Source organism: Bradyrhizobium sp. NBAIM08 (assembly GCF_020193935.1).
Taxonomy (GTDB): Bacteria; Pseudomonadota; Alphaproteobacteria; order Rhizobiales; family Xanthobacteraceae; genus Bradyrhizobium; species Bradyrhizobium yuanmingense.
In genome coordinates, this window is record NZ_JADYVR010000003.1 from 64982 (window position 1) to 85708 (window position 20727).

General features: G+C 64.8%; 17 protein-coding genes. 14 read left to right on the forward strand and 3 right to left on the reverse strand.

What is annotated here, in order from left to right; translation table 11 throughout:
- The first annotated feature begins 154 nt into the window (after window positions 1-154).
- The 14 genes from tolQ (at window position 155) to I6F37_RS11215 (ending at window position 16460) form a co-directional block, all read left to right on the forward strand.
- Window positions 155-871, forward strand: coding sequence for a protein TolQ (gene tolQ, locus I6F37_RS11150; RefSeq protein WP_225126318.1), 717 nt, complete (start codon window positions 155-157; stop codon window positions 869-871).
- A gap of 43 nt (window positions 872-914) precedes the next feature.
- On the forward strand, window positions 915-1367 hold the full coding sequence (tolR, locus tag I6F37_RS11155) for a protein TolR (RefSeq protein WP_036021864.1): 453 nt from the start codon (window positions 915-917) through the stop codon (window positions 1365-1367).
- Window positions 1368-1371: 4 nt separating this feature from the next.
- A complete protein-coding gene (locus I6F37_RS11160) occupies window positions 1372-2331 on the forward strand; it encodes a protein TolA (protein WP_081494442.1) in 960 nt (319 codons plus the stop codon).
- 39 nt (window positions 2332-2370) lie between these two features.
- Window positions 2371-3714, forward strand: a complete 1344-nt coding sequence (gene tolB / locus I6F37_RS11165; protein WP_035998559.1) for a Tol-Pal system beta propeller repeat protein TolB — start codon at window positions 2371-2373, stop codon at window positions 3712-3714.
- Between the two features lie 78 nt (window positions 3715-3792).
- Entirely contained in the window at window positions 3793-3936 is a 144-nt protein-coding gene (locus I6F37_RS11170; RefSeq protein ID WP_157783954.1) for a hypothetical protein, read from the forward strand.
- Between the two features lie 36 nt (window positions 3937-3972).
- Window positions 3973-6294 carry a bifunctional diguanylate cyclase/phosphodiesterase gene (locus tag I6F37_RS11175; RefSeq protein WP_036021865.1) on the forward strand — a complete coding sequence of 774 codons (2322 nt, stop codon included), beginning with the start codon at window positions 3973-3975 and terminating at the stop codon, window positions 6292-6294.
- 167 nt (window positions 6295-6461) lie between these two features.
- Window positions 6462-7223, forward strand: a complete 762-nt coding sequence (locus tag I6F37_RS11180) for a hypothetical protein (RefSeq protein ID WP_035998571.1) — start codon at window positions 6462-6464, stop codon at window positions 7221-7223.
- Between the two features lie 243 nt (window positions 7224-7466).
- Complete coding sequence (gene pal / locus I6F37_RS11185; protein ID WP_035998574.1) at window positions 7467-7955, forward strand: peptidoglycan-associated lipoprotein Pal; 489 nt, start codon at window positions 7467-7469, stop codon at window positions 7953-7955.
- A gap of 207 nt (window positions 7956-8162) precedes the next feature.
- Complete coding sequence (gene ybgF, locus I6F37_RS11190; RefSeq protein WP_109142503.1) at window positions 8163-9245, forward strand: tol-pal system protein YbgF; 1083 nt, start codon at window positions 8163-8165, stop codon at window positions 9243-9245.
- A 64-nt stretch (window positions 9246-9309) separates the two neighbouring features.
- Window positions 9310-10365 carry a tRNA lysidine(34) synthetase TilS gene (gene tilS, locus I6F37_RS11195; RefSeq protein WP_035998583.1) on the forward strand — a complete coding sequence of 352 codons (1056 nt, stop codon included), beginning with the start codon at window positions 9310-9312 and terminating at the stop codon, window positions 10363-10365.
- Between the two features lie 276 nt (window positions 10366-10641).
- A complete protein-coding gene (ftsH, locus tag I6F37_RS11200; RefSeq protein WP_035998585.1) occupies window positions 10642-12564 on the forward strand; it encodes an ATP-dependent zinc metalloprotease FtsH in 1923 nt (640 codons plus the stop codon).
- 253 nt (window positions 12565-12817) lie between these two features.
- Window positions 12818-13657 (forward strand): universal stress protein, encoded by an 840-nt coding sequence (locus tag I6F37_RS11205; protein WP_035998587.1) that lies wholly within the window; start codon window positions 12818-12820, stop codon window positions 13655-13657.
- 9 nt (window positions 13658-13666) lie between these two features.
- Window positions 13667-14899, forward strand: a complete 1233-nt coding sequence (locus tag I6F37_RS11210) for an APC family permease (RefSeq protein WP_225151209.1) — start codon at window positions 13667-13669, stop codon at window positions 14897-14899.
- Window positions 14900-15020: 121 nt separating this feature from the next.
- Window positions 15021-16460: a hypothetical protein gene (locus I6F37_RS11215; protein WP_225151211.1), complete on the forward strand. Its 1440-nt coding sequence runs from the start codon at window positions 15021-15023 to the stop codon at window positions 16458-16460.
- Between the two features lie 64 nt (window positions 16461-16524).
- Here the strand turns inward: I6F37_RS11215 and I6F37_RS11220 are convergent, their stop codons facing one another.
- The 3 genes from I6F37_RS11220 to I6F37_RS11230 form a co-directional block, all read right to left on the reverse strand.
- Window positions 16525-17520: a glycosyltransferase family 2 protein gene (locus tag I6F37_RS11220; RefSeq protein WP_225151213.1), complete on the reverse strand. Its 996-nt coding sequence runs from the start codon at window positions 17518-17520 to the stop codon at window positions 16525-16527.
- A 64-nt stretch (window positions 17521-17584) separates the two neighbouring features.
- Window positions 17585-19081 (reverse strand): hypothetical protein, encoded by a 1497-nt coding sequence (locus tag I6F37_RS11225; protein ID WP_225151715.1) that lies wholly within the window; start codon window positions 19079-19081, stop codon window positions 17585-17587.
- Window positions 19082-19191: 110 nt separating this feature from the next.
- Complete coding sequence (locus I6F37_RS11230; RefSeq protein WP_225151215.1) at window positions 19192-20682, reverse strand: hypothetical protein; 1491 nt, start codon at window positions 20680-20682, stop codon at window positions 19192-19194.
- Between the last annotated feature and the right edge of the window lie 45 nt (window positions 20683-20727).

Genomic DNA, 20727 nt, shown 5'->3' on the forward strand with positions numbered 1-20727 from the left:
TTGACGAGCCTTTGGACGAGCCCTGCACCCCAGAAAGACAAGGCTTTGAGCGGGCTTGCCCGCCGCGCGGGTCCGGCGCGGCTGTTGGGGAACACCGGCCGCGATTTGCTGGCCGAAGACATTAGGTAACGATCGCCTTGAGAGGATACTGCTTATGAATCCGGCCGAATTGGCTCAGACAGCCCTTCCGGTTGCTGCCTCCGCCGACGTGTCGCTGATCGCGCTGTTCTGGCAGGCTCACTGGATCGTGAAAGCGGTGATGCTGGGGCTTCTGGCCTGCTCGGTCTGGGTCTGGGCGATCGCCATCGACAAGATCTTTCTCTACGCGCGCACCCGCCGCTCGATGGACCGGTTCGAGCAGGCGTTCTGGTCCGGCGAGTCGATCGAGGAGCTCTATCGCACGCTGTCGGCCAAGCCGACGCATTCCATGGCGGCCTGCTTCGTGGCGGCGATGCGCGAGTGGAAGCGCTCGTTCGAGAGCCATGCCCGCTCGGTCGCAGGGCTTCAGATGCGCATCGACAAGGTGATGAACGTCTCGATTGCACGCGAGGTCGAGCGGCTGGAACGGCGCCTTCTGGTGCTGGCGACCGTCGGCTCCGCCGGCCCCTTCGTCGGCCTGTTCGGCACGGTCTGGGGCATCATGTCGAGCTTCCAGTCGATCGCGGCCTCGAAAAATACCTCTCTGGCGGTGGTCGCCCCCGGTATCGCCGAGGCGCTGTTTGCGACCGCCGTCGGCCTTATCGCCGCCATTCCTGCCACTATTTTCTACAATAAGTTCACCTCCGAGGTGAACCGGCAGGCCCAGCGACTCGAGGGCTTTGCTGATGAATTTTCAGCCATTCTGTCTCGTCAGATCGACGAGCGGGGCTGACGGACGGCATGTATAGTGTGAAGGGCAATCTGGGCACGCGATCATGGCCATGAACGTTGCGAGTTCGTCCGGCGGCGGCGGGCGCCGCGGCCGGCGCAAGCCGGTCGTGGCCGAGATCAACGTCACGCCGATGGTCGACGTCATGCTGGTGCTGCTCATCATCTTCATGGTGTCGGCACCGATGTTGACGGTCGGCGTCCCGCTCGACCTGCCCCAGACCAGTGCCAAGAGCCTCGAAAACAACGACCAGAAGCCGATCCAGATGTCGGTCGACATCAAGGGCAAGGTGTTCATCAACGACACCGAGATTGCGCTGAACGAGCTGATCCCGAAGCTGAAGGCGATCACCGATGCGCGCGGCGGCCTCGAGGAACGCATCTATCTGCGCGCCGACAAGAAGGCGGATTACGGCACCGTGGCCAAGGTGATGGGCCAGCTCTCGGGCGCCGGATTCAAGAAGCTGGCGCTCGTCACGGAAGCGGATCAGGGGTCTTGAGGCCGTGAAGGTGAACGTCGACAAGACACTCGTTGCGTCGATTGCCCTGCATGTCCTCGTGCTGGGATGGGGGCTCGTCACCTTCAGCAGCAAGGCCTACATCGCTACGCAGGAATCGCTTCCGATCGACATCATCTCCTCCGATCAGCTCGCCAAGATGATGGCGGGGCAGAAGACCGGCAAGAAGGAAGAGCCGAAGCCGAAGGTCGAGAAGATCGCGGAGCCCAAGCCCGAGGAAGACGCCGTCGGCAAGGTCACCGAGAAGAAAGAGCTGATCAAGACCAACTCCCAGCCGGAGCCGCCGCCGAAGCCGGTCGAGAAGCCGGTGGAGAAGAAGCCGGAGCCGCCGAAGCCCGTGGCGGAGGCCAAGCCGAAGGAAGAGCCGAAGCCGCAGGAAAAGAAGCCTGATCCGGCCAAGGAAGATCCGATCGCCGAGCTGCAGAAGAAGATGGAGGCCAAGAAGCCGCCGCCCAAGCCCGTGGAGCAGAAGGTCGCGGCGGTGCAGCCGCAGCAGCAGCCCAAGCCCAAGGAGCGCACCTTCGACCCCGCGCAGATCCAGCGCGACCTCGACAAGCGCGCCGCGACCCGGCACGAGCAGACCGGCTCGGCGTTGAATGCATCAGCGTCGCTGGGAGCAGCAACCGGGACGGCCGCCAACAATGTTGCGACCTGGCAGGGCGCGTTCATGTCGGCGGTCAGGCGCTGCTTCACGCCCACCTACAACGGGCAGGATGCCGACCAATACGAAGTCGACATCGATATTTTTATGAAGATCGATGGAACACTGGCATCCGAGCCGGTTGTCGTTGCAGCGCGTGGGCCGTCCAGGTCGATCGCTCAGGCCGTGGCGGAGAGTGGCAAGCGTGCCATCGTCCAGTGTCAAGTCTATTCGTTCCTGCCGAAGCAGCAGTATGACACTTGGAAAACCATTCCGATGCGCTTCGGCCTGAAGGATATGTTGTGATCCGAACAAAAGAATTTTGCGATGAATGACATTCGATCGATGAACCGCCGCCGCTTCATGACGCTGACCGGATCCGCGCTTGCGACGCTTGGGGCTGGACATGCGCTCGCCCAACCGCAAAAGCGGCTTGAAATCAATCCCACCGAATTCCAGCCGATCCCGATCGCGATCAGCAACTTCCTGCCCGGCTCGCCCTCCGACGGCGACGTCGGCAACGGCGTCACGCAGGTCATCACCAACAATCTGAAGCGCTCGGGCCTGTTCGCGCCGATCGATCAGGCCGCCTTCATCGAGCGCATCAACAACATGGATGTCGCGCCGCAATTCCAGAACTGGAAGACCATCAACGCGCAGGCGCTCGTCACCGGCCGCATGACGCGGCAGCCGGACGGGCGGCTCAAGGCCGAATTCCGTCTGTGGGACGTCATCTCCGGCCAGCAGCTCGCCGGCCAACAATATTTCACCTCGCCGGAATATTGGCGCCGCATCGCCCACATCATCTCCGACCAGATCTACGAGCGCATGACCGGCGAGAAGGGCTATTTCGACAGCCGCGTCGTGTTCGTGGACGAGACCGGGCCGAAGGAGCGCCGCGTCAAGCGGCTCGCGATCATGGATCAGGACGGCGCCAATGTGCGCTATCTGACCCGCGGCTCCGATCTCGTGCTGACCCCGCGCTTCTCGCCGAACTCGCAAGAGATCACCTACATGGAGTTCGGCCAGGGCGATCCGAAGGTCTATCTCTACAACATCGAGACCGGCCAGCGCGAGATCGTCGGCAACTTCCCCGGCATGACCTTCGCGCCGCGCTTCTCGCCGGACGGCCAGCGCGTCATCATGAGCCTGCAGCAGGGCGGCAATTCCAACCTGTTCGTGATGGATCTGCGTTCGCGTTCGACTACGCGTCTCACCGACACGCCGGCGATCGACACCTCGCCGTCCTATTCGCCCGACGGCAGCCGCATCTGCTTCGAGTCCGATCGTGGCGGCAGGTCGCAGATCTACGTGATGAGTGCGGGCGGCGGACAGGCGCAGCGCATCTCCTTCTCCAAGGACGACACCAACGCCAGCTATTCGACGCCGGTGTGGTCGCCGAAGGGCGACTACATCGCCTTCACCCGGCAGGGCGGCGGGCAGTTCGCGATCGGCGTCATGAAGCCCGACGGCTCGGGCGAGCGGCTGCTCACCTCCGGCTTTCACAACGAAGGCCCGACCTTCTCGCCGAACGGCCGCGTGCTGATGTTCTTCCGCGATCCTGGCGGCAATGGCGGGCCGTCGCTGTACTCGGTCGACATCTCCGGCCGCAACGAATTGAAAGTGCCGACGCCGGGTTTTGCCTCGGACCCGGCATGGTCGCCACTGTTGTCCTCGACCTCGGGCTGACCACGGCGCAGTTGAAACATCGCGCGTTCAGACGCGCGATGTTTTCGAAAAACCGCACCGATTTTTTCCGAGTTTGCCGTGAACGGCAACACTTCCTTCACCTTGCGCCCGGCAAGGCTTGCCTACCTGCTTGATATTGCAGCGGAAATCATTTCGCTATTGCCGAAAAACAACCCGACTTTAACGATGTTCCCTCAGAAAAGCTTCATCTCGGCTGGGTAAGACTACGCGCTGAACAGGACGCGCGTACAAACCAAAATGCAGTTCGCAAGCCAGAGCGGAGAGCAGGGGCAGCCGCCGCCGGTCAATCCGGCGGCGCAGATCGATTCGCTCTTTGAAGCGCCCGGACCGCTGCTGGCCGGTCTCATCTTCGTGTCGATCGGTGCTGCGCTGACTGCGCTGAAGACAGGTGAGCCCCTGATTTGGGCGTGCGTGGCGCTGCTCGTCTTGGCCGGAACGGTGCGGGCGATCGATTTGCGTCGCTATCAGGGACGCAAGTCGAGCGTGACCGCCGAGGCGGCCAAACGCTGGCAGGCGCGGTATCAGATCGGCGCGAAGATCCAGGCTGCAGCGATCGGCATCTGGTGCGGCACGACTCTGCTCGCCACCGACGACGCGGTCGCGCATATGATTGCCCTGTCGGTCACGACAGGCATTGCCGCAGGGGGAGCGGGAAGGGCGTACGGACGACCGTCGATCTTCCATCTGCAGGCGCTGCTCATTTTCGCCCCGGCGGTGCTGGCATTGGCGTGGCGCGGCACGCCCTACTACATCGCGATGGCCGTTGTGAGCGCGGCCTTCCTGCTGGCGATCATGCAGCTCTCGGTCAACTTGCACCGGATCTTCATGGGCGCCGTGGTGGCGCGCGAGCGCGAAGCCGCACTTGCGGGCCAGTTCGATACCGCCCTCAACAACATGCCGCACGGTCTTTGCATGTTCCATCGCGATGGCCAGCTCGCGGTGATGAATCACCGCTTCGCGGCGATGATGAACCTGCCCGACCATCTGCCTCGGAGCGGCGCCAGCGCGCGCGACATCATCGCGGCATGCGTGCAGGCAAGATCCATCTCGAGCGCGGACGGCGAGCATATCGTCGCCGGCATCGAAAGTTCGCGGGAGAAGGAGATCATCACCGCCGAGGCGAACCTGGAGCGAAATCGGTCACTGTGCTGGACCGTTCAGCCGATGGCGGACGGAGGGGCGGTGCTGCTGCTCGAGGACATCACCGAGCGGCGCAACGCCGAGGCCAAGATCACCCATCTTGCGCGATACGACGACCTGACGGCGTTGCCGAACAGGGTCAACTTCCGCGACCAGATCGAGCACCTGCTGGCTGTCTCCCACGATGCGGCGCAGCTCTCCGCGCTGCTGTTCATCGACCTCGACCAGTTCAAGCAGGTCAACGACACGCTGGGCCATCCCTGCGGCGACCAGCTCCTGTGCGCCGTCGCCAACCGCCTGCGCGAGATGCTGCGCCCCGAGGATTTCGTCGCCCGGTTCGGCGGCGACGAGTTCGTCGTGTTCCAGCAGAACCTCACGTCGCCCGAGGATGCCGCGGCACTCGCCCGCCGCATCGTCGAGCGGTTGAGCGAGCGGTACCGCATCGACAATCATCTGGTCGAGATCGGCGCCAGCGTCGGCATCGCGCTGACCTCGCCGGAGGGCACCAGCGCCGACACGCTGCTCAAGAACGCCGACATGGCGCTGTACCGCGCCAAAGCCGACGGCCGCGGCACCTATTGTTTCTTCCGCGACGAGATGGCCGCGACCGTCGAGGCGCGCCGCATCCTCGAGCTCGACCTGCGCAAGGCGCTCGCCAACGAGGAATTCGAGCTGTTCTTCCAGCCGCTGGTCAATCTGAGGTCCGGCAAGATCACCACCTGCGAAGCGCTGCTGCGCTGGAATCATCCGGTGCGCGGCACGGTCTCGCCGGTCGACATCATCCCGGTCGCCGAGGACATGGGCCTGATCGTCGATCTCGGCCGCTGGATCCTGCGCCGCGCCTGCATGGAATGCATGAAGTGGCCGGAGGGTGTCAGCGTCGCCGTTAATTTCTCGCCGCAACAATTCCACCAGCGCGACGTCCTGAGCGAAATCCGCTACGCGCTCGAAGTGTCGGGCCTGCCGGCGCATCGTCTTGAGATCGAGATCACCGAGTCCTCGCTGCTGCGCAACACCCAGCTCACCCACGACATCCTGTCGCAATTGCATGCGCTCGGCGTGCGCATCTCGCTCGACGATTTCGGCACCGGCTATTCCAGCCTCAGCTACCTGCACAATTTCCCGATGCAGAAGGTGAAGATCGACCGCTCCTTCCTCGAAGGCATCGATTCCGACCGGCCGCTGACGCTGCTGCGCGGTGTCGCGCGGCTGTCCGCCGACCTCGGCATGGCCGTCGTGGTCGAAGGCATCGAGACCAACGAGCAGCTCGAGCTGATCAGCGCCGACGGCACCGTGACCGAAGGGCAGGGCTACCTGTTCAGCCGGCCCGTACCGGCGGTGCGGATCCGGCAATTGCTCAACGCCTCGCATGGTCGTCGCGTGCCCGACGACCAGCTCGCCCTTGTGTCGTCGCGATAGGCCCGATCCCTTCCCGGCAGCTCCACTCTCGCAATCGGCTCCCGTGTGCACCGTAGTCTTGCGGGCTCGCAAAGGTTAACCCTAACGATTCTATAGCTTTGCAATTCCGTTAAGGAACCATTAAGGTCTGGCTACTCGTGGAAGTTGCTTGGAGTCAGAGGTTGCAGATGAAGTCCGGAGCCGAACCGAACACGGCGCTCCTTCCACGAGGCGCCGCGTTGTTTGACCGCATCGATTATCGGCTCATCGAAACGCCCGAGGACAAGGACAACCTGTATCTGATGCGCTACCGCGCCTATCTGCAGGCCGGTCTGATCGAGCCATCACCTTCGCTGCGCGTCAGCGATCGTTTCGACGAAACGCCCAACACCTGGAATTTCGGGGTCTATGTTGACGGAGAGCTTTGCAGCTCCGTCCGCATCCATCTGCTGACGTCGGAATGGCGGATGTCCTATACCACCGAGGTGTTCGGCGACATCCTGCATCCCCGCCTCGATCGCGGCGAGGTTTTTGTCGATCCGTGCCGGCTCGTTGCAGATCCCGACAAGCACCACCGCTTTCCCGAGCTGCCCTATTTGACCGTCCGCCTCGCCTTTGTCGCGTGCGATCATTTCAACGCCGACACCGGCCTTGCCATGATCCGGACCGATCATCAGGCGTTCTACCGCCGCATCTTCCTGCACGAGACCATTTCGCCGGAGCCGCGGGGCTTTCCGGGCTGGCCCACCAAGAAGGCGGTCCTGATGGCGACCGACGTCCGGCGGCAGCGGGACAAGGTGCTGGCGCGCTTTCCGATCATGCGCTCCAGCGCGTTCGAGCGGCGCATGCTGTTTGAACGCAGCATCCCCCGCCAGGCCGCCACGCGGCCGATTCTGCTCACCACGCCGCGGACCCTGGACGTGGCCTCTCAAGCGCTCGGTTCGGTCTAGGCGGGCGCCCCCGGTCATTTCGGCCCAAAATTCCATCAAGTGCCGGCCCTTTTGCCGGCCGACGCGGCTTGCCTTCACCCTCGCGCCACATTTACAACCCATTAACCATGACGTTTGCTTTTCGCTGGTTGGGGGCATTTGACCGGCTGAGGCAAGGTTCCGTCAAGGTTGACGGAACGTTCGCTTAACCAACCCCCTGTAGACCGGACAGCAGTGGACTAACGTGAGCGTGGAGGCTCCGGAATGAGACATCCTATGCGTATCCTCCAGGGATTGAAGCTGGCCGCGGTGCTCGCCGTCGCGCTGTCGATGGGCGCCTGCGCCAACAAGAATGCCGCGACGGATGCGATGGCCAATGCGGCGACGCCCGGCAGCCAGCAGGACTTCGTCGTCAACGTCGGCGACCGCGTGTTCTTCGAAAGCGACCAGACCGATCTGACCCCGCAGGCGATCGTGACCTTGGAGAAGCAGGCGCAGTGGCTGCAGACCTATCCGCGCTACTCCTTCACCATCGAAGGTCATGCCGACGAGCGCGGCACCCGCGAATACAACATCGCGCTCGGCGCCCGCCGTGCCCAGTCGGTCCGTTCGTTCCTCGCCTCGCGCGGCATCGACCCGAACCGCATGCGCACGATCTCCTACGGCAAGGAACGGCCGGTCGCCGTCTGTAACGACATCTCCTGTTGGTCGCAGAACCGCCGCGCCGTCACTGTCCTGAACGCCAGCTCCTGACGCTCGGTCAGGTCCCCGGTGGTCAGTCAGGCCCCGTTCAGCTTTGCAATTGGATGATGCCGGCGCCCTCTCGGGCGCCGGTTTCGTTTCAGCATTCTGTGACTGAACACCCCTTGGTATCAGTCACATTTTTGGCGTACTCCACTTCGATGTGTGGCGCGTCGAGGGTTCCGTCGCAGGCCATTTCGCTTTCGTCGTCAGGGCAAGATGTCATCCAGATTTAAGGCTTTTACCGGTACCGCGGCGACCGCCGCGCTGCTCTCTTTGTGCTCGCCCGCGCTTGCGCAATCGGTCTACGGGCAGTCGGATGATGTCGACCCTGAGATGCGGATCGAGCGGCTGGAGAACCGGCTGCGCCAGCTCACCGGCCAGAACGAGGAGCTGCAATATCGCAACCGCCAGCTCGAAGAGCGCCTGCGGGCGCTCGAGGGCGGCGCGCAAGGGGCGCCCGGGCAGGCACCCAACGTCGCGGCGATGCCGCCCGCGCAGATCGCACCCAGCCAGATTGCACCAGGTCAGGTCGCGCCCGGCTATCGCCAGCCGCCGCCGCAACAGCAAGCCGCGCAGCCGAGCTACGAGCAGCCGCAGATCGCCGCGCCCGCGCCGATCGTTCAGGAGCAGCCGGCGCCCGGCGCTCCCGGCACACGCCGCCGCGGCGATGCCTTCGACCCCAACCAGAACCCGAATGCACCCGGCGCGCCGCGCGCACTCGGCGGCGGGCAGCAGCCGATGCCGGCGGTCACGCCTGGCGGCGGCCGCAATGCGGGCGAGCCGCTCGATCTCGCCAACACCAGCCCGCGCTACCAACAAGGTGTGCCGCCGGCCGCGCAGCCCGGCTATCCGCCGGCACAATCGGGTTATCCCGCACCGGCCGGTGGCGCTGCTTTGGCCACCCTGCCGCCGTCGGCGACGCCCCGCGACGAGTTCGACCTCGGCATCGGCTACATGCAGCGCAAGGACTACGCGCTGGCCGAGCAGACCATGAAGAACTTCACGCAGAAATTTCCGAGCGACCCGCTGGTCGGCGACGCGCAATACTGGCTCGGCGAGAGCTATTTCCAGCGCCAGCAATATCGCGATTCCGCCGAAGCGTTCCTCGCCGTCACCACCAAATACGAGAAATCGGCCAAGGCGCCGGATGCGCTGCTGCGGCTCGGCCAGTCGCTCGCCGCGCTGAAGGAGAAGGAGGCCGCCTGCGCCGCCTTCGGCGAGATCGGCCGCAAATATCCCCGCGCCTCCGCCGGCGTCAAAGCCGCCGTCGATCGCGAGCAGAAGCGGGTGAAGTGCTGATCCGCTGACAAAGCGGATGGCGTTGCGCTAAACATTCGGTCAATCCGCGGATGATTGCAGCGTCATGTCAGACGACGACGATTCACCGATCTCGGCGCGCGAGGCGAGGCGGCTCTTCGCGGGCCTGAGAGATGCCCCGGCGCTGGTGCTCGCGGTCTCCGGCGGGCCCGACTCGGTTGCGCTGATGTGGCTTGCAGCGCGCTGGCAGCGCAGCCTCGCGCGAGGCCCGCAAATCACGGTCGTCACGATTGATCACGGCCTGCGCCCGGAGGCCGCCCGTGAGGCGCGCGAGGTCAAGCGGCTCGCCGCGGCGCTCGGATTGCCGCACCGGACCTTGCGCTGGCGCGGTGAAAAGCCGAAGACGGGGCTGCCTGCCGCCGCGCGCGAGGCCCGTTACCGCCTGCTCGCACAGGCCGCCCGAGCCGCCGGCGCGAGCCATGTGCTGACGGCACACACCCGCGACGACCAGGCCGAGACCCTGTTGATGCGCCTGTTCCGCGGCAGCGGACTTGCCGGACTCTCGGCCATGGCTCCATTCACCGAGCGCGACGGAATCGTGCTGGCGCGTCCGTTGCTCGACGTTCCGAAATCGCAGCTGATCGCGACCTTGCGGCGGGCGAGGATCGGCTTTGCCGAGGATCCCACCAACCGGGACACCGCCTACACACGGCCGCGGCTGCGCGCGCTGCTGCCGCTCCTCGCGGCCGAGGGCGGCGACGCCAGAAATCTGGCGCGGCTCGCGGCAAGGCTGGCGCGGGCCAATGCGGCGGTCGAGGTGCTTGCCGACGGCGCCGAGCGCTTCCTCCGCCTGCGGGATCGCGGCGATGCGCCGCAGGCGAGTGTCAGGAGCTTCGAGGCCGCGACCTTTGCCGCCCTGCCGGAGGAGGTGCGGCTGCGGCTCCTGCTGCGGGCCATCAACGCGCTTGGCCATGAAGGGCCGGCGGAACTCGGCAAGGTCGAAACCCTGATGTCGGTGCTTGATCGGGCGATCGCCGGCCCCGGTGCAGCCGCAAATGGCCGGCCGGTTCTGAAGCAGACCCTCGCGGGAGCCTTGATCAGCCTTGCCGGCGGGCGTATCCAGATCGCGCCGGCGCCGGCCCGGCGGCGCAAGGGCAGATGAGCGCGACGAGAGCGGATCATGACACCGGTCAATTCGCGTCCGTGCCGTCAGGCCACCTTAACCAGGCAGGAAAAACCCGGGTTCGGACGCCATGATTTCAGCGGGAATCGCGCTAAGATGGGATAAATAGTCCCATCTCGTTCCCTTGGCAGCGACCGGGGCGGCACCTAAATTGTATCCGTCTAACGATGAGGATTCCTTGGGATTTCCTCGCATTGACCAAATCAACTGCCCAAGGATCACGGCCGCGATCCGCGCGACCACGAAGGAAGATCGATGAACGCCAATCTGCGCAATTTCGCCCTCTGGGTCATCATTGTCTTGCTGCTGTTGGCGTTGTTCACGCTCTTCCAGAATCCGGGTCAGCGGGCCTCCTCGCAGGACATCGCCTTCTCGCAGCTGCTGAGCGAAGTTGACCGCGGCAATGTGCGCGACGTCGTGATCCAGGGGCCGGACATCCACGGCACCTTCACCAACGGCTCCAGCTTCCAGACTTACGCGCCGAACGACCCGACGCTGGTGAAGCGCCTCTATGACAGCAAGGTGCAGATCACCGCGAAGCCGCCCGGCGACAACGTGCCGTGGTTCGTCTCGCTCTTGGTCTCCTGGCTGCCCTTCATCGCGCTGATCGGCGTCTGGATTTTCCTGTCGCGGCAGATGCAGGGCGGCGCCGGCAAGGCGATGGGCTTCGGCAAGTCGCGTGCGAAGATGCTGACGGAGGCCCATGGCCGCGTCACCTTCGAAGACGTCGCCGGCGTCGACGAAGCCAAGCAGGACCTGCAGGAGATCGTCGAGTTCCTGCGCGACCCCGGCAAATTCCAGCGCCTCGGCGGCCGCATTCCGCGCGGCGTGCTGCTGGTCGGCCCTCCCGGCACCGGTAAGACCCTGATCGCGCGTGCGGTCGCGGGCGAAGCCAACGTGCCGTTCTTCACCATCTCCGGTTCCGACTTCGTCGAGATGTTCGTCGGCGTCGGCGCGAGCCGCGTCCGCGACATGTTCGAGCAGGCCAAGAAGAATGCGCCCTGCATCATCTTCATCGACGAAATCGATGCCGTCGGTCGTCACCGTGGCGCCGGTCTTGGCGGCGGCAATGACGAGCGCGAGCAGACGCTGAACCAGCTGCTGGTCGAGATGGACGGCTTCGAGGCCAACGAAGGCGTGATCCTGATCGCCGCCACCAACCGTCCCGACGTGCTCGATCCCGCGCTGCTGCGTCCGGGCCGCTTCGACCGTCAGGTCGTGGTGCCGAACCCCGACGTCGTCGGCCGCGAGCAGATCCTGAAGGTGCATGTTCGCAAGGTTCCGCTGGCGCCCGATATCAATCTCAAGACCATCGCGCGCGGCACCCCGGGCTTCTCCGGCGCCGACCTGATGAACCTCGTCAACGAGGCCGCTTTGACCGCCGCCCGCCGCAACAAGCGGATGGTGACGCAGGCCGAGTTCGAGGAGGCCAAGGACAAGGTGATGATGGGCGCCGAGCGCAAGTCGCTCGTCATGACCGAGGAAGAGAAGTTGCTCACGGCCTACCACGAGGGCGGCCACGCCATCGTCGGCCTCAACGTGCCCGCGACCGATCCGATCCACAAGGCGACCATCATCCCGCGCGGCCGTGCGCTCGGCATGGTCATGCAGCTGCCCGAGCGCGACAAGCTGTCGATGTCGCTGGAGCAGATGACCTCGCGCCTCGCCATCATGATGGGCGGCCGCGTCGCCGAAGAGCTGATCTTCGGCCGCGAGAAGGTGACCTCGGGCGCGGCGTCCGACATCGAGCAGGCCACGCGCCTGGCCCGCATGATGGTGACGCGCTGGGGCCTGTCGGAAGAGCTCGGCACCGTCTCCTATGGCGAGAACCAGGACGAGGTCTTCCTCGGCATGTCGGTGTCGCGCACGCAGAACGCCTCCGAAGCCACCGTCCAGAAGATCGATTCCGAGATCAAGCGTCTGGTCGAGGAAGGCTACAAGGAGGCGACGCGCATCCTCACCGAGAAGCGCGCCGATCTCGAGACGCTGGCCAAGGGCCTGCTCGAGTTCGAGACGCTGACCGGCGACGAGATCGTCGATCTGCTCAAGGGCAAGAAGCCGAACCGCGAGTCGGTGCTCGAGCCGACCACCCCGCGCGCCTCCGCCGTGCCCCCGGCCGGCAAGCCGCGCCCGCGTCCCGATCCGGATCCCGGCCTCGAGCCGCAGCCGCAGGCGTAATTCCAAGCGGCAGCTGAGAATCGAAAAACGCGGCGGTAACGCCGCGTTTTTTATTGTCCGAGCGCGCCTTCGCGAGCTGGCATTGCGCTGGCCCCTCCCGCAAGGCAGGCGCCGCCGACCCAGAGCGTTCTGTTCCGGCGCCACCGTTCGAGCCTGGGCCGTTTTGCCACAGCCATCCGGCTGAATCGGTTGCGGTGGGTCAAGAAGGAGCATCTCGACAGCGTTAGGTTCCGACTCGTCAAAGGAGGCACACATGGCTTTCAAGGATGTTCTGTTGACCCTGGCGAGCTACCCGGAGCCGACGCCGGTTTCAGTGATCGACGATGCCGTCTCGGTGGCCGCCACCCTGGGGGCGCACCTCGCAGCCATTTCCTGCGAGGTCCATGCGGAGGTGCGCGCAAGCCTGCTCGGGCATGTCATCCTGGACATACCCGCGCTTATTGCGCGCGAGGCCGCCAAGAGCCGCGAGAATGCGAAAGCCCTGCTTGCCGCATTCGAAGCCTCCGCCGACAAATCCGGCGTCCGGCGTGAGACCATCTTCGAGCACTGTGCAACCGCCAGCGAGGCCGCGCTGCTGGTTGACTATGCAAGGCTTCGGGATCTCACGATCATGGCGGTGCCGGACTCCCATGATCTGGGGTACGCCGAGGAGGTGATCTTCGAATCCGGCAGGCCGACGCTGATCCTTCCCACCGGCCCGCGGTCGCGTCCGTTGCGGCTCGATGCCATCTGCGTGGCTTGGGACTTCAGCCGTACCGCTGCGCGAGCGGTTTCCGACGCACTTCCTTTGCTTGAAAGCGCAAGAAGTGTGCGCGTCGTGACTGTCACCAACGAAAAGCCCCTGGATTCCAGACATTCCGGCCGAGAACTGGCGAAGAACCTGGCTCGTCACGGCATCGAGGTCGTGCTGGATGAGATCGATGCCGAGAGCAAGCCGATCGACGAGGTCCTCACATCTTACGTGCTGTCCCATGGCATCGACGTCCTCGTGATGGGCGCGTACGGAACGCCGAGATGGCGGGAATTCGTGCTCGGCGGCGCGACCAGGGGCCTGCTGTCCAAGCCGCCGGTGCCGATCCTGTTTTCGCATTGACGCTTGGTGATGCAGGAGGTGGCGCCGCTCGGGTCTACGAAACTGGTCAGATCGCTGACGCTCACGCACGCGGTCCTCTATGGGCTCGGCGTGACGATCGGTGCCGGAATCTACGTCCTGGTGGGCGCGGCCGCTGCCCGGAGCGGAATGCATGCACCTCTGGCGTTCCTCGTTGCCGCGGTCGTGATGGGCGTGACGGCCGGGAGCTTTGCCGAACTGGGCACGCGACTGCCGGTCGCGGCGAGCGAGGCCGCCTATGTCCAGGCCGCGTTTCATCGAAAATGGCTCAGCGGTGCCACAGGGTTGCTCGTGGTGGCTGCAGCGACGATTTCGGGCGCGACCATCACGGTCGGGAGTGCCGGCTACATCAGCGTGTTCCTGCCGCTGCCTGCCAGCTGGATCATCGCGGGCGTCGTGCTCGCGATGGGAGCGATCGCCTGCCTATCCGCGGTTCAGTCCATCAGCTTCGCCGGCTTGATGACGGTCGTGGAGATCGGAGGATTGGTCCTCATTGTCGGAGCCGGGCTGTTTGAGGGCGACGCCCTGGTCTCCCGGCTGCCCGAACTGTTGGCTCCCCTGAGCGATAAAGCAGCGTGGACCGGGATCGCACAGACATCGCTGCTCGCCGTGTTTGCATTCATCGGGTTCGAGCACCTCGTGAACATCTCCGAGGAAATGAAGAATCCGTCCCAAACGCTGCCTTGGGCGCTCTTCATCACCCTCGGCGTGACGGCGCTCCTCTACATGATCGTCGTCTGGGTCGCGGTGGTCGCGGTGCCCCCGGCCGAACTCGCGCACGCCTCGGCTCCGCTTGCTTTGGTGTTTCAGCGGCTGACCGGTCTTCCCCTCTCGGTGTTGAGCGTCATCGCGATCGTTGCGACGGTCAACGGGATCATCGTTCACATGCTGATGATCGGACGTGTGCTGTACGGGCTTGCGGACCAAGGCAGCCTTCCGGCCTTTCTGGCCCGGGTGAACGCCAGAAGCGGAGCGCCGGTGGTTGCAACACTCTTCGGCGTGGGCGCCATCCTGATCCTCGCCCTCGGCATTCCCTTGACCGGATTGGCCGAATGGACCTCACGCCTGACGCTCGGGATCTTCGTCCTGGTCAACCTGGCGCTTCTTCGCATCAAGACGAGAGAATCCAAGCCTCCCGCCGGCGTGTTCTTCGTGCCCATTTGGGTGCCGATCGCAGGACTGTTCACAAGCGCCGCGTTGCTCCTGATCGATCTCGTGCGATAGCGCCCGCGTGGCGTTTTGGCGGAGGGCCCGGGCGTTGCGATGGCGGTTCTCTCGCTCCCCCACGCGCGATCGGTGAAACATTAAAGAACACCTTAACAATTAAGGCCTAGCTTGGCCCGCCATGACTGATCAGGTCGTCTCCAGCGCGGTTCAACCGTTTTCGGCGCGTGCAGCGCTCCCTTGGGCTGTGGGGCTCGCCGTCTACGCTGTGTTGCTGGCTGTCGGCCCGAAGCTGCTCGGAGATCCCGACAGCTATTCTCACGTCGAGCTCGGGCGCTGGATCATGGCGCATGGGACCCTGCCGACGAGCGATCCATTTTCGTTTTCGAAGCATGGCGCGCCTTGGATCACGTTCGAATGGCTGTCGGAAGTCATCTATGCCGGAGCCTACGTCCTGTCCGGCTGGCCCGGCGTCGTCGTCGTCGCGGCCGCGGCGATCGCACTCGCCTTTGGTCTGCTCACATACTTCCTGCTGCGCGAGCTGTCGCCGACCCAGACGCTGATCATGGTGATCGCGGCCGTCATCCTGACGGCGCCGCACATGCTGGCGCGGCCACACGTGCTCGTGATGCCCATCATGGTGATCTGGGCGGCTGCCCTGGTGCGTTGCATGGATCATGGCAGGCCGCCACCATACTGGGCCCTGCCGCTGCTGGTCGTGTGGGGCAATCTGCACGGCAGCGGAGTGCTGGCGCTTGGCTTGATTGGACCCGTGGTGCTCGAGGCGCTGCTGCGCGAGGAGCGAAGCCAATGGCCACGCGTGCTGCTGCGCTGGGTGCCATTCACACTGCTTGCCGTCGCCGCATCCTGCCTGACGCCGCATGGGCCGGAACCGCTGCTGATGCCGATCACGACACTCGGCCTCGGTCCCGCGCTCGCCTGGATCGCGGAATGGCGGCCGCAGGATTTCAGCCGCATCGGCGGCTTCGAGCTGCTGTTGCTGGGGGGCATCTTCGCGCTCTCGCGCGGCGTCACGCTGCCGGTCGTGCGGACCCTGGTGGTGATCGGCTTGCTCCATTTCGCGCTGGCGCAGATGCGCAATGCGGATCTGCTGGCCATGCTGGCACCGCTCTACCTCGCGGCCCCGCTGGCCCGGAGGTTCGGCGGGCCGAGCGGGAACGAGACCGACCGCTCCTCGCGTGGCTTGAACCTGGCGGCATTCGGCATCTTGGCCGCGATGAGTGGATTGGCGCTGGCGCGCGACATCCGGCCGGCTCCCCTCATCACCCCCGAGGCGGCGGTCGCCCGTGCCGACCTCGCCAAGGCGGGGCCGCTGCTCAACGACTATTCCTTCGGCGGCTATTTGGTCTTTGCCGGCATTCCAACCTTCATCGACGGCCGCGCGGAACTGTTCGGCGGACCGTTCATCGACCGCTACAATCGCGCCCTGGCGCTGATTGACCTCGGAGATTTTCTTAAGCTGCTCGACGACTACAAGATCCGCGCGACGCTGCTCGCACCGAATACGCCCGCCACAGCGATGCTTGACCGGCTCCCGCACTGGCAGCGCGTGTACAGCGACGATGTGGCGGTCGTCCACAAGCGCCGGGAGATGCAGTAAAGCCAGCTCGCCAGCAGCATCGAAGACGAGGTGTTGGCCTCACGTCCGAGATGATTGCGGCGGATCACTCGGTGATTGCGTGCTTGGCGGGTACGGTCGCCGCCTCGTTGCGATCGAAGCCGGCTCGCTTCTGGATCACGTACAGTGGACGGCGCTTTACTTCGGCATGGATGCGGCCGACGTAAAGACCCACGATCCCCGTCATCAGCATGTTCATTCCACACAAGAGCGAGAGGAGGACGATGGTCGAGGACCAGCCGGTCACGAGATGAGTGTCGTTGCTCAGCCACATCACGACGACCCAGCCGCCGTAGAGCAGTGCGAATGCCGAGACGGTCAATCCGCACCAGATCGCCAGGCGCAAGGGCAGATCGGAAAAGCCGAGCGCGGCGTTCACCGCTAGGCGGATCATCTTGAACAGGGGGTACTTGGTCTCGCCCGCGGCGCGCTCGAGACGATGGAAGGTGACCTCGGCCTGGCGGAAGCCGAGCCAGGCGATCATGCCGCGTACGAAGCGATCCTGCTCCGGCATCCGCCTGAGCGCGTCCAGCACCTTGCGATCGATCAGGCGGAAGTCACCGACGTCGGCGGGGATGCCGACGGAGGACATCTTGCCGAGCAGCCGGTAGAACAGGTGTGCGGTCGCGCGCTTGAATCGGCTTTCGCCCTCGCGCGACAAGCGGCGGGCGTGGACGACGTCATTGCCTTCGTGCCATTTTGCGATCAATTGCTCGATCACTTCGGGCGGATCCTGCAAATCGGCGTCCATGACGATGATCGCGTCACCCTGCGCGGCGTCCATGCCGGCGGTGATGGCGACTTGATGGCCGAAATTCCGCGACAGGCCGATATAGCGAAAGCGGGCGTCGCGCACGGCGAGTGCCTGCAGCACGATCGAGCTGGAATCGCTGCTGCCGTCGTCGACGAAAATCGCCTCTGCCGGCCCGTCGAGCCGGGACAGCAGCAAGTCGAGCCGGCGTAACAATATCGGCAGTACGGCTTCCTCGTTGAAGACGGGAATGACGAGGCTGTAGCGGATCGGTCCGGAATTGGCCGCCATGCGAAGGAGTCCAGCTGGGTTGCAGGGACGGAAGTCTATGGGCAGGTGGTTAAGGTCGCCTTTCTCAGGACTTGCGGCGAATCCTGTAGAGGACGAACCGATCCGAGGTCTCCAATAGTTCCAGCAGATCCGGCAGCGGGTTTGCGGCCCGCGGTCCCAGCACATAGAGGTAGTCGAAATCCCGGTACCAGGTGCGGACAAAGCGCGGCGAGTCCGCCGGCGGGTGGCCCGCTGCTATCGCGGTGAGCAGGCCTGAGGACACCAGTCCGCCATCCGGAGTGGCAAGATGGCGCACGGCCTCCATGGCCCGAACAGGCTGCTTGCCCGCCTCCGTGAAGAGATTGGGCACGAACGCATTGGCATAGTGCACCGCCAGCGTTGGCGCATAATACATCGGATACGCGGTGAGATCGGCGAAGGGCGGGTCGCCAGCTTCGTCCGCATTGCTGACGAGGACGCGCGAGCCACGTTCGACCTTGCGGAACGACTCGATAATGGCCGCGTAGTCAGCGCGGTAGGGCAGCCATACCGTGAAGACAACGGCGAGATTGATCAGCGTGATGCTGCTGATCGCAGCGAGTGCAGCCATCCGCCAAGCCCGGCTTGGCAGCGACAGCGAGCAGAACGCCGGCAGGATCAGCGCCGCAGCAGGAAACACGCGGAGGTCGGCGAAAGAGGTCCCGAACAGTCTCGAGGGAATGGCCACGTACAGGAGCGCAAGACCGAGCGCGATCCAGATCCCGGCGGGCTCGAGCCTGAGCAAGCCGCGCCTTGCGGCGAACAGCAACGCGGTCATGAGGGTCAGCCCCGTCACCGCCGCGGCCGTCAGATTGTAACCGTTCATGATGCGGAGCGGCCAGACCGGCTTGAATGCGAGGAACCAGTCATTGCCTTGGCTTCCGATCGCGCCTGCCGTGACATGCATGATCGCAAGCAGCGCAAGCGCCGGTAGGGCTAGCGCGCCAAGCCGCGCGGCCGCGACGGGATAAGCGACCCGCCCTTGGCGGATGCGCGACAGCTCGAAAAGGCCGAGCGTTGCGCCATAGATGCCGAGCGAAAAGAAATGCGCCACATAGAGCGCGGCGACGAAGATCAGATTGGCCATGAAGCGCAGCGGCCAGGGGCCTTCGGCCAGCATCAGATAGACGGCGATGCCCCAGAGCGCGAGGCCGAGCCCGAACTCGAAGTTCACGAAACCCCAGCTGAACGGCAGGCAATAGAGGAAAGCGAGCGCGGCGAAACCGGCGAGATGGATGCGTCCCTTCCGGACCCATTCGAGCAGAAGCGCACCGGTGACGATCAGGCATTGGCTCAGCAACAGAAACAGCCGCGTCGCGTTCTCGACGCTCATCAGCCGCGCCAGCTGCGGGACCAGCAGGTCCATTCCGAGGTTGGGATAGAAGGCCCACCTCACCTCGTAATACGGATTTGCACCCGCGGTGCCGTTCTGGCTCAGAACAGACATGCGGGCGAGGTGATTGGGATAATCGACCATCGCCGGAATGGGCGTCAGCAGCACCGGAACAAACGAGACCACAGCCAGCATCGCAAGCACGATCATCGCCACGGCTCGGTCCGGGGCGGAACGCGCCGGATCTGTCAGGATCGGCTTGCTGGAAGGAACCATCTGATGAAGTCGCTGAGGCCGAAGACGCGCGCTGGAGTGGGTCGTCACTTCGAAGGCGCCGCGGTCGCGCCATCTGCGGCGTCGCGCACGTGGATCACGGCGATGTCGTCCGCATAGATCCGCTTCCAGCCCTTGAGCTGGTCGAGGATCTGCGGGCCCGGCGCATCCGCGCCCAGCAATGTCGCATCGATCTTGTGCTCGTCGAGCAGGCGCGGCAACAGCTCGGGCTTCTTGCCCTCGGTCGCCTTGAAGAAGTCCATGATGAATTTCTCGCCGTAGAGCTCGGCGCGGCCGTCGACGAAAACAGGGATATTGCGCGAGATCAGATAGCCGCCGAACTGGTAGGCGTTGAAGACGCGCTGCACCTTGCGTTGCTCGAGCAGGTCGACCGCCGCGACCGGCGTCTGCGTCATCGTGAAGGTGAAGCGGTGGTGCCCCAGATAGAGCGAGGTCGAGGTCCAGCTTGCCGCCACGATCATCAGCGCGCCGAGCGCCGTGACATAGCGGCCCGGCCAGCTGTCGGCACCGGCGGGCTCAAGCGCCGGCTGCGGGAACATCTCGCCGAGCGGCTTTGCCAGCACCAGCGGCACCAGGAATGCAAATGCGTCGATGCTCCTGACGTGGCTCAGCGCGCTCCAGGTCAGGAAGAGGATCAGGAAGATCCGGGGTGCCGACAGCACCAGGCCGCGATAATAACCGAATGCGATCAGGGCGAGCAGGGCGCCTTCGAACGGGGTGAACGTGGCGAAGTTCGCCGGCATCCATTCGACGATCAGCGTCAGCAATTCGCCGAGGCTGAGGATGTTGGTCGCGCCCTGCAGCGTTCGCCAGCCGTACGGCGTGCAGCAGCTCGCGATCAGCGCCCCGATTCCGAACAGCACCCAGCGCATGAACAGGGCGAGCCGCCGTCCCTTCCCGGCATGCTCGACCGCTTCGAGCGAGATCGGGCCGATCAGCGCGAGCCCGAGCACGAAGCCGCCGTGCAGGTTCGCCCACAGCGCCATCAGCGGCAGCCAGGTCCAGGACGGCGCGCTCCGGCGGCTCGCAGCCGCCATCAGCAAGCCGACCCACGCCACCATCACCGGCAGCGCCAGAATATGCGGCCGCGCCAGCACGTGATGGATCGACAGCAGCAGCGCCAGCATCGCGAACAGCACCGCGCGCGGGGCTCCGATATGCGCCTCGAGCAGATGGACGAAGATCGCGACGGTGAGCGCGACGGCGGCCGCGGTGAGGATGACGGGGCCTGCCCAGCCCCAGTGCGCATGCGAGAAGGCGAACGCGACCTGCGACAGCCAGGACGTCGAGATCCACGGCGCGCCCGTCCGCGTGAAGGAATAGAAGTCGATCATGGGCATGGCGCGGTGATCGAGGATCCATTGCCCGATCTTGATCTGCCAGAACGAGTCGGAATCCTGAAGCAGCGTGTCGCCCAGGAACAGGAAGAACAGATAGGCGCCGGCGCCGACGCACAACGGCACCAGGGCACGCGCGCGGCCCTGCACCGCGATGCTGTTGGCGAAGGAAAGGGACATGCCGTCTCGTCGTCCTGGTTGTTCTTGCCGGCCCGAGCGGGCGGC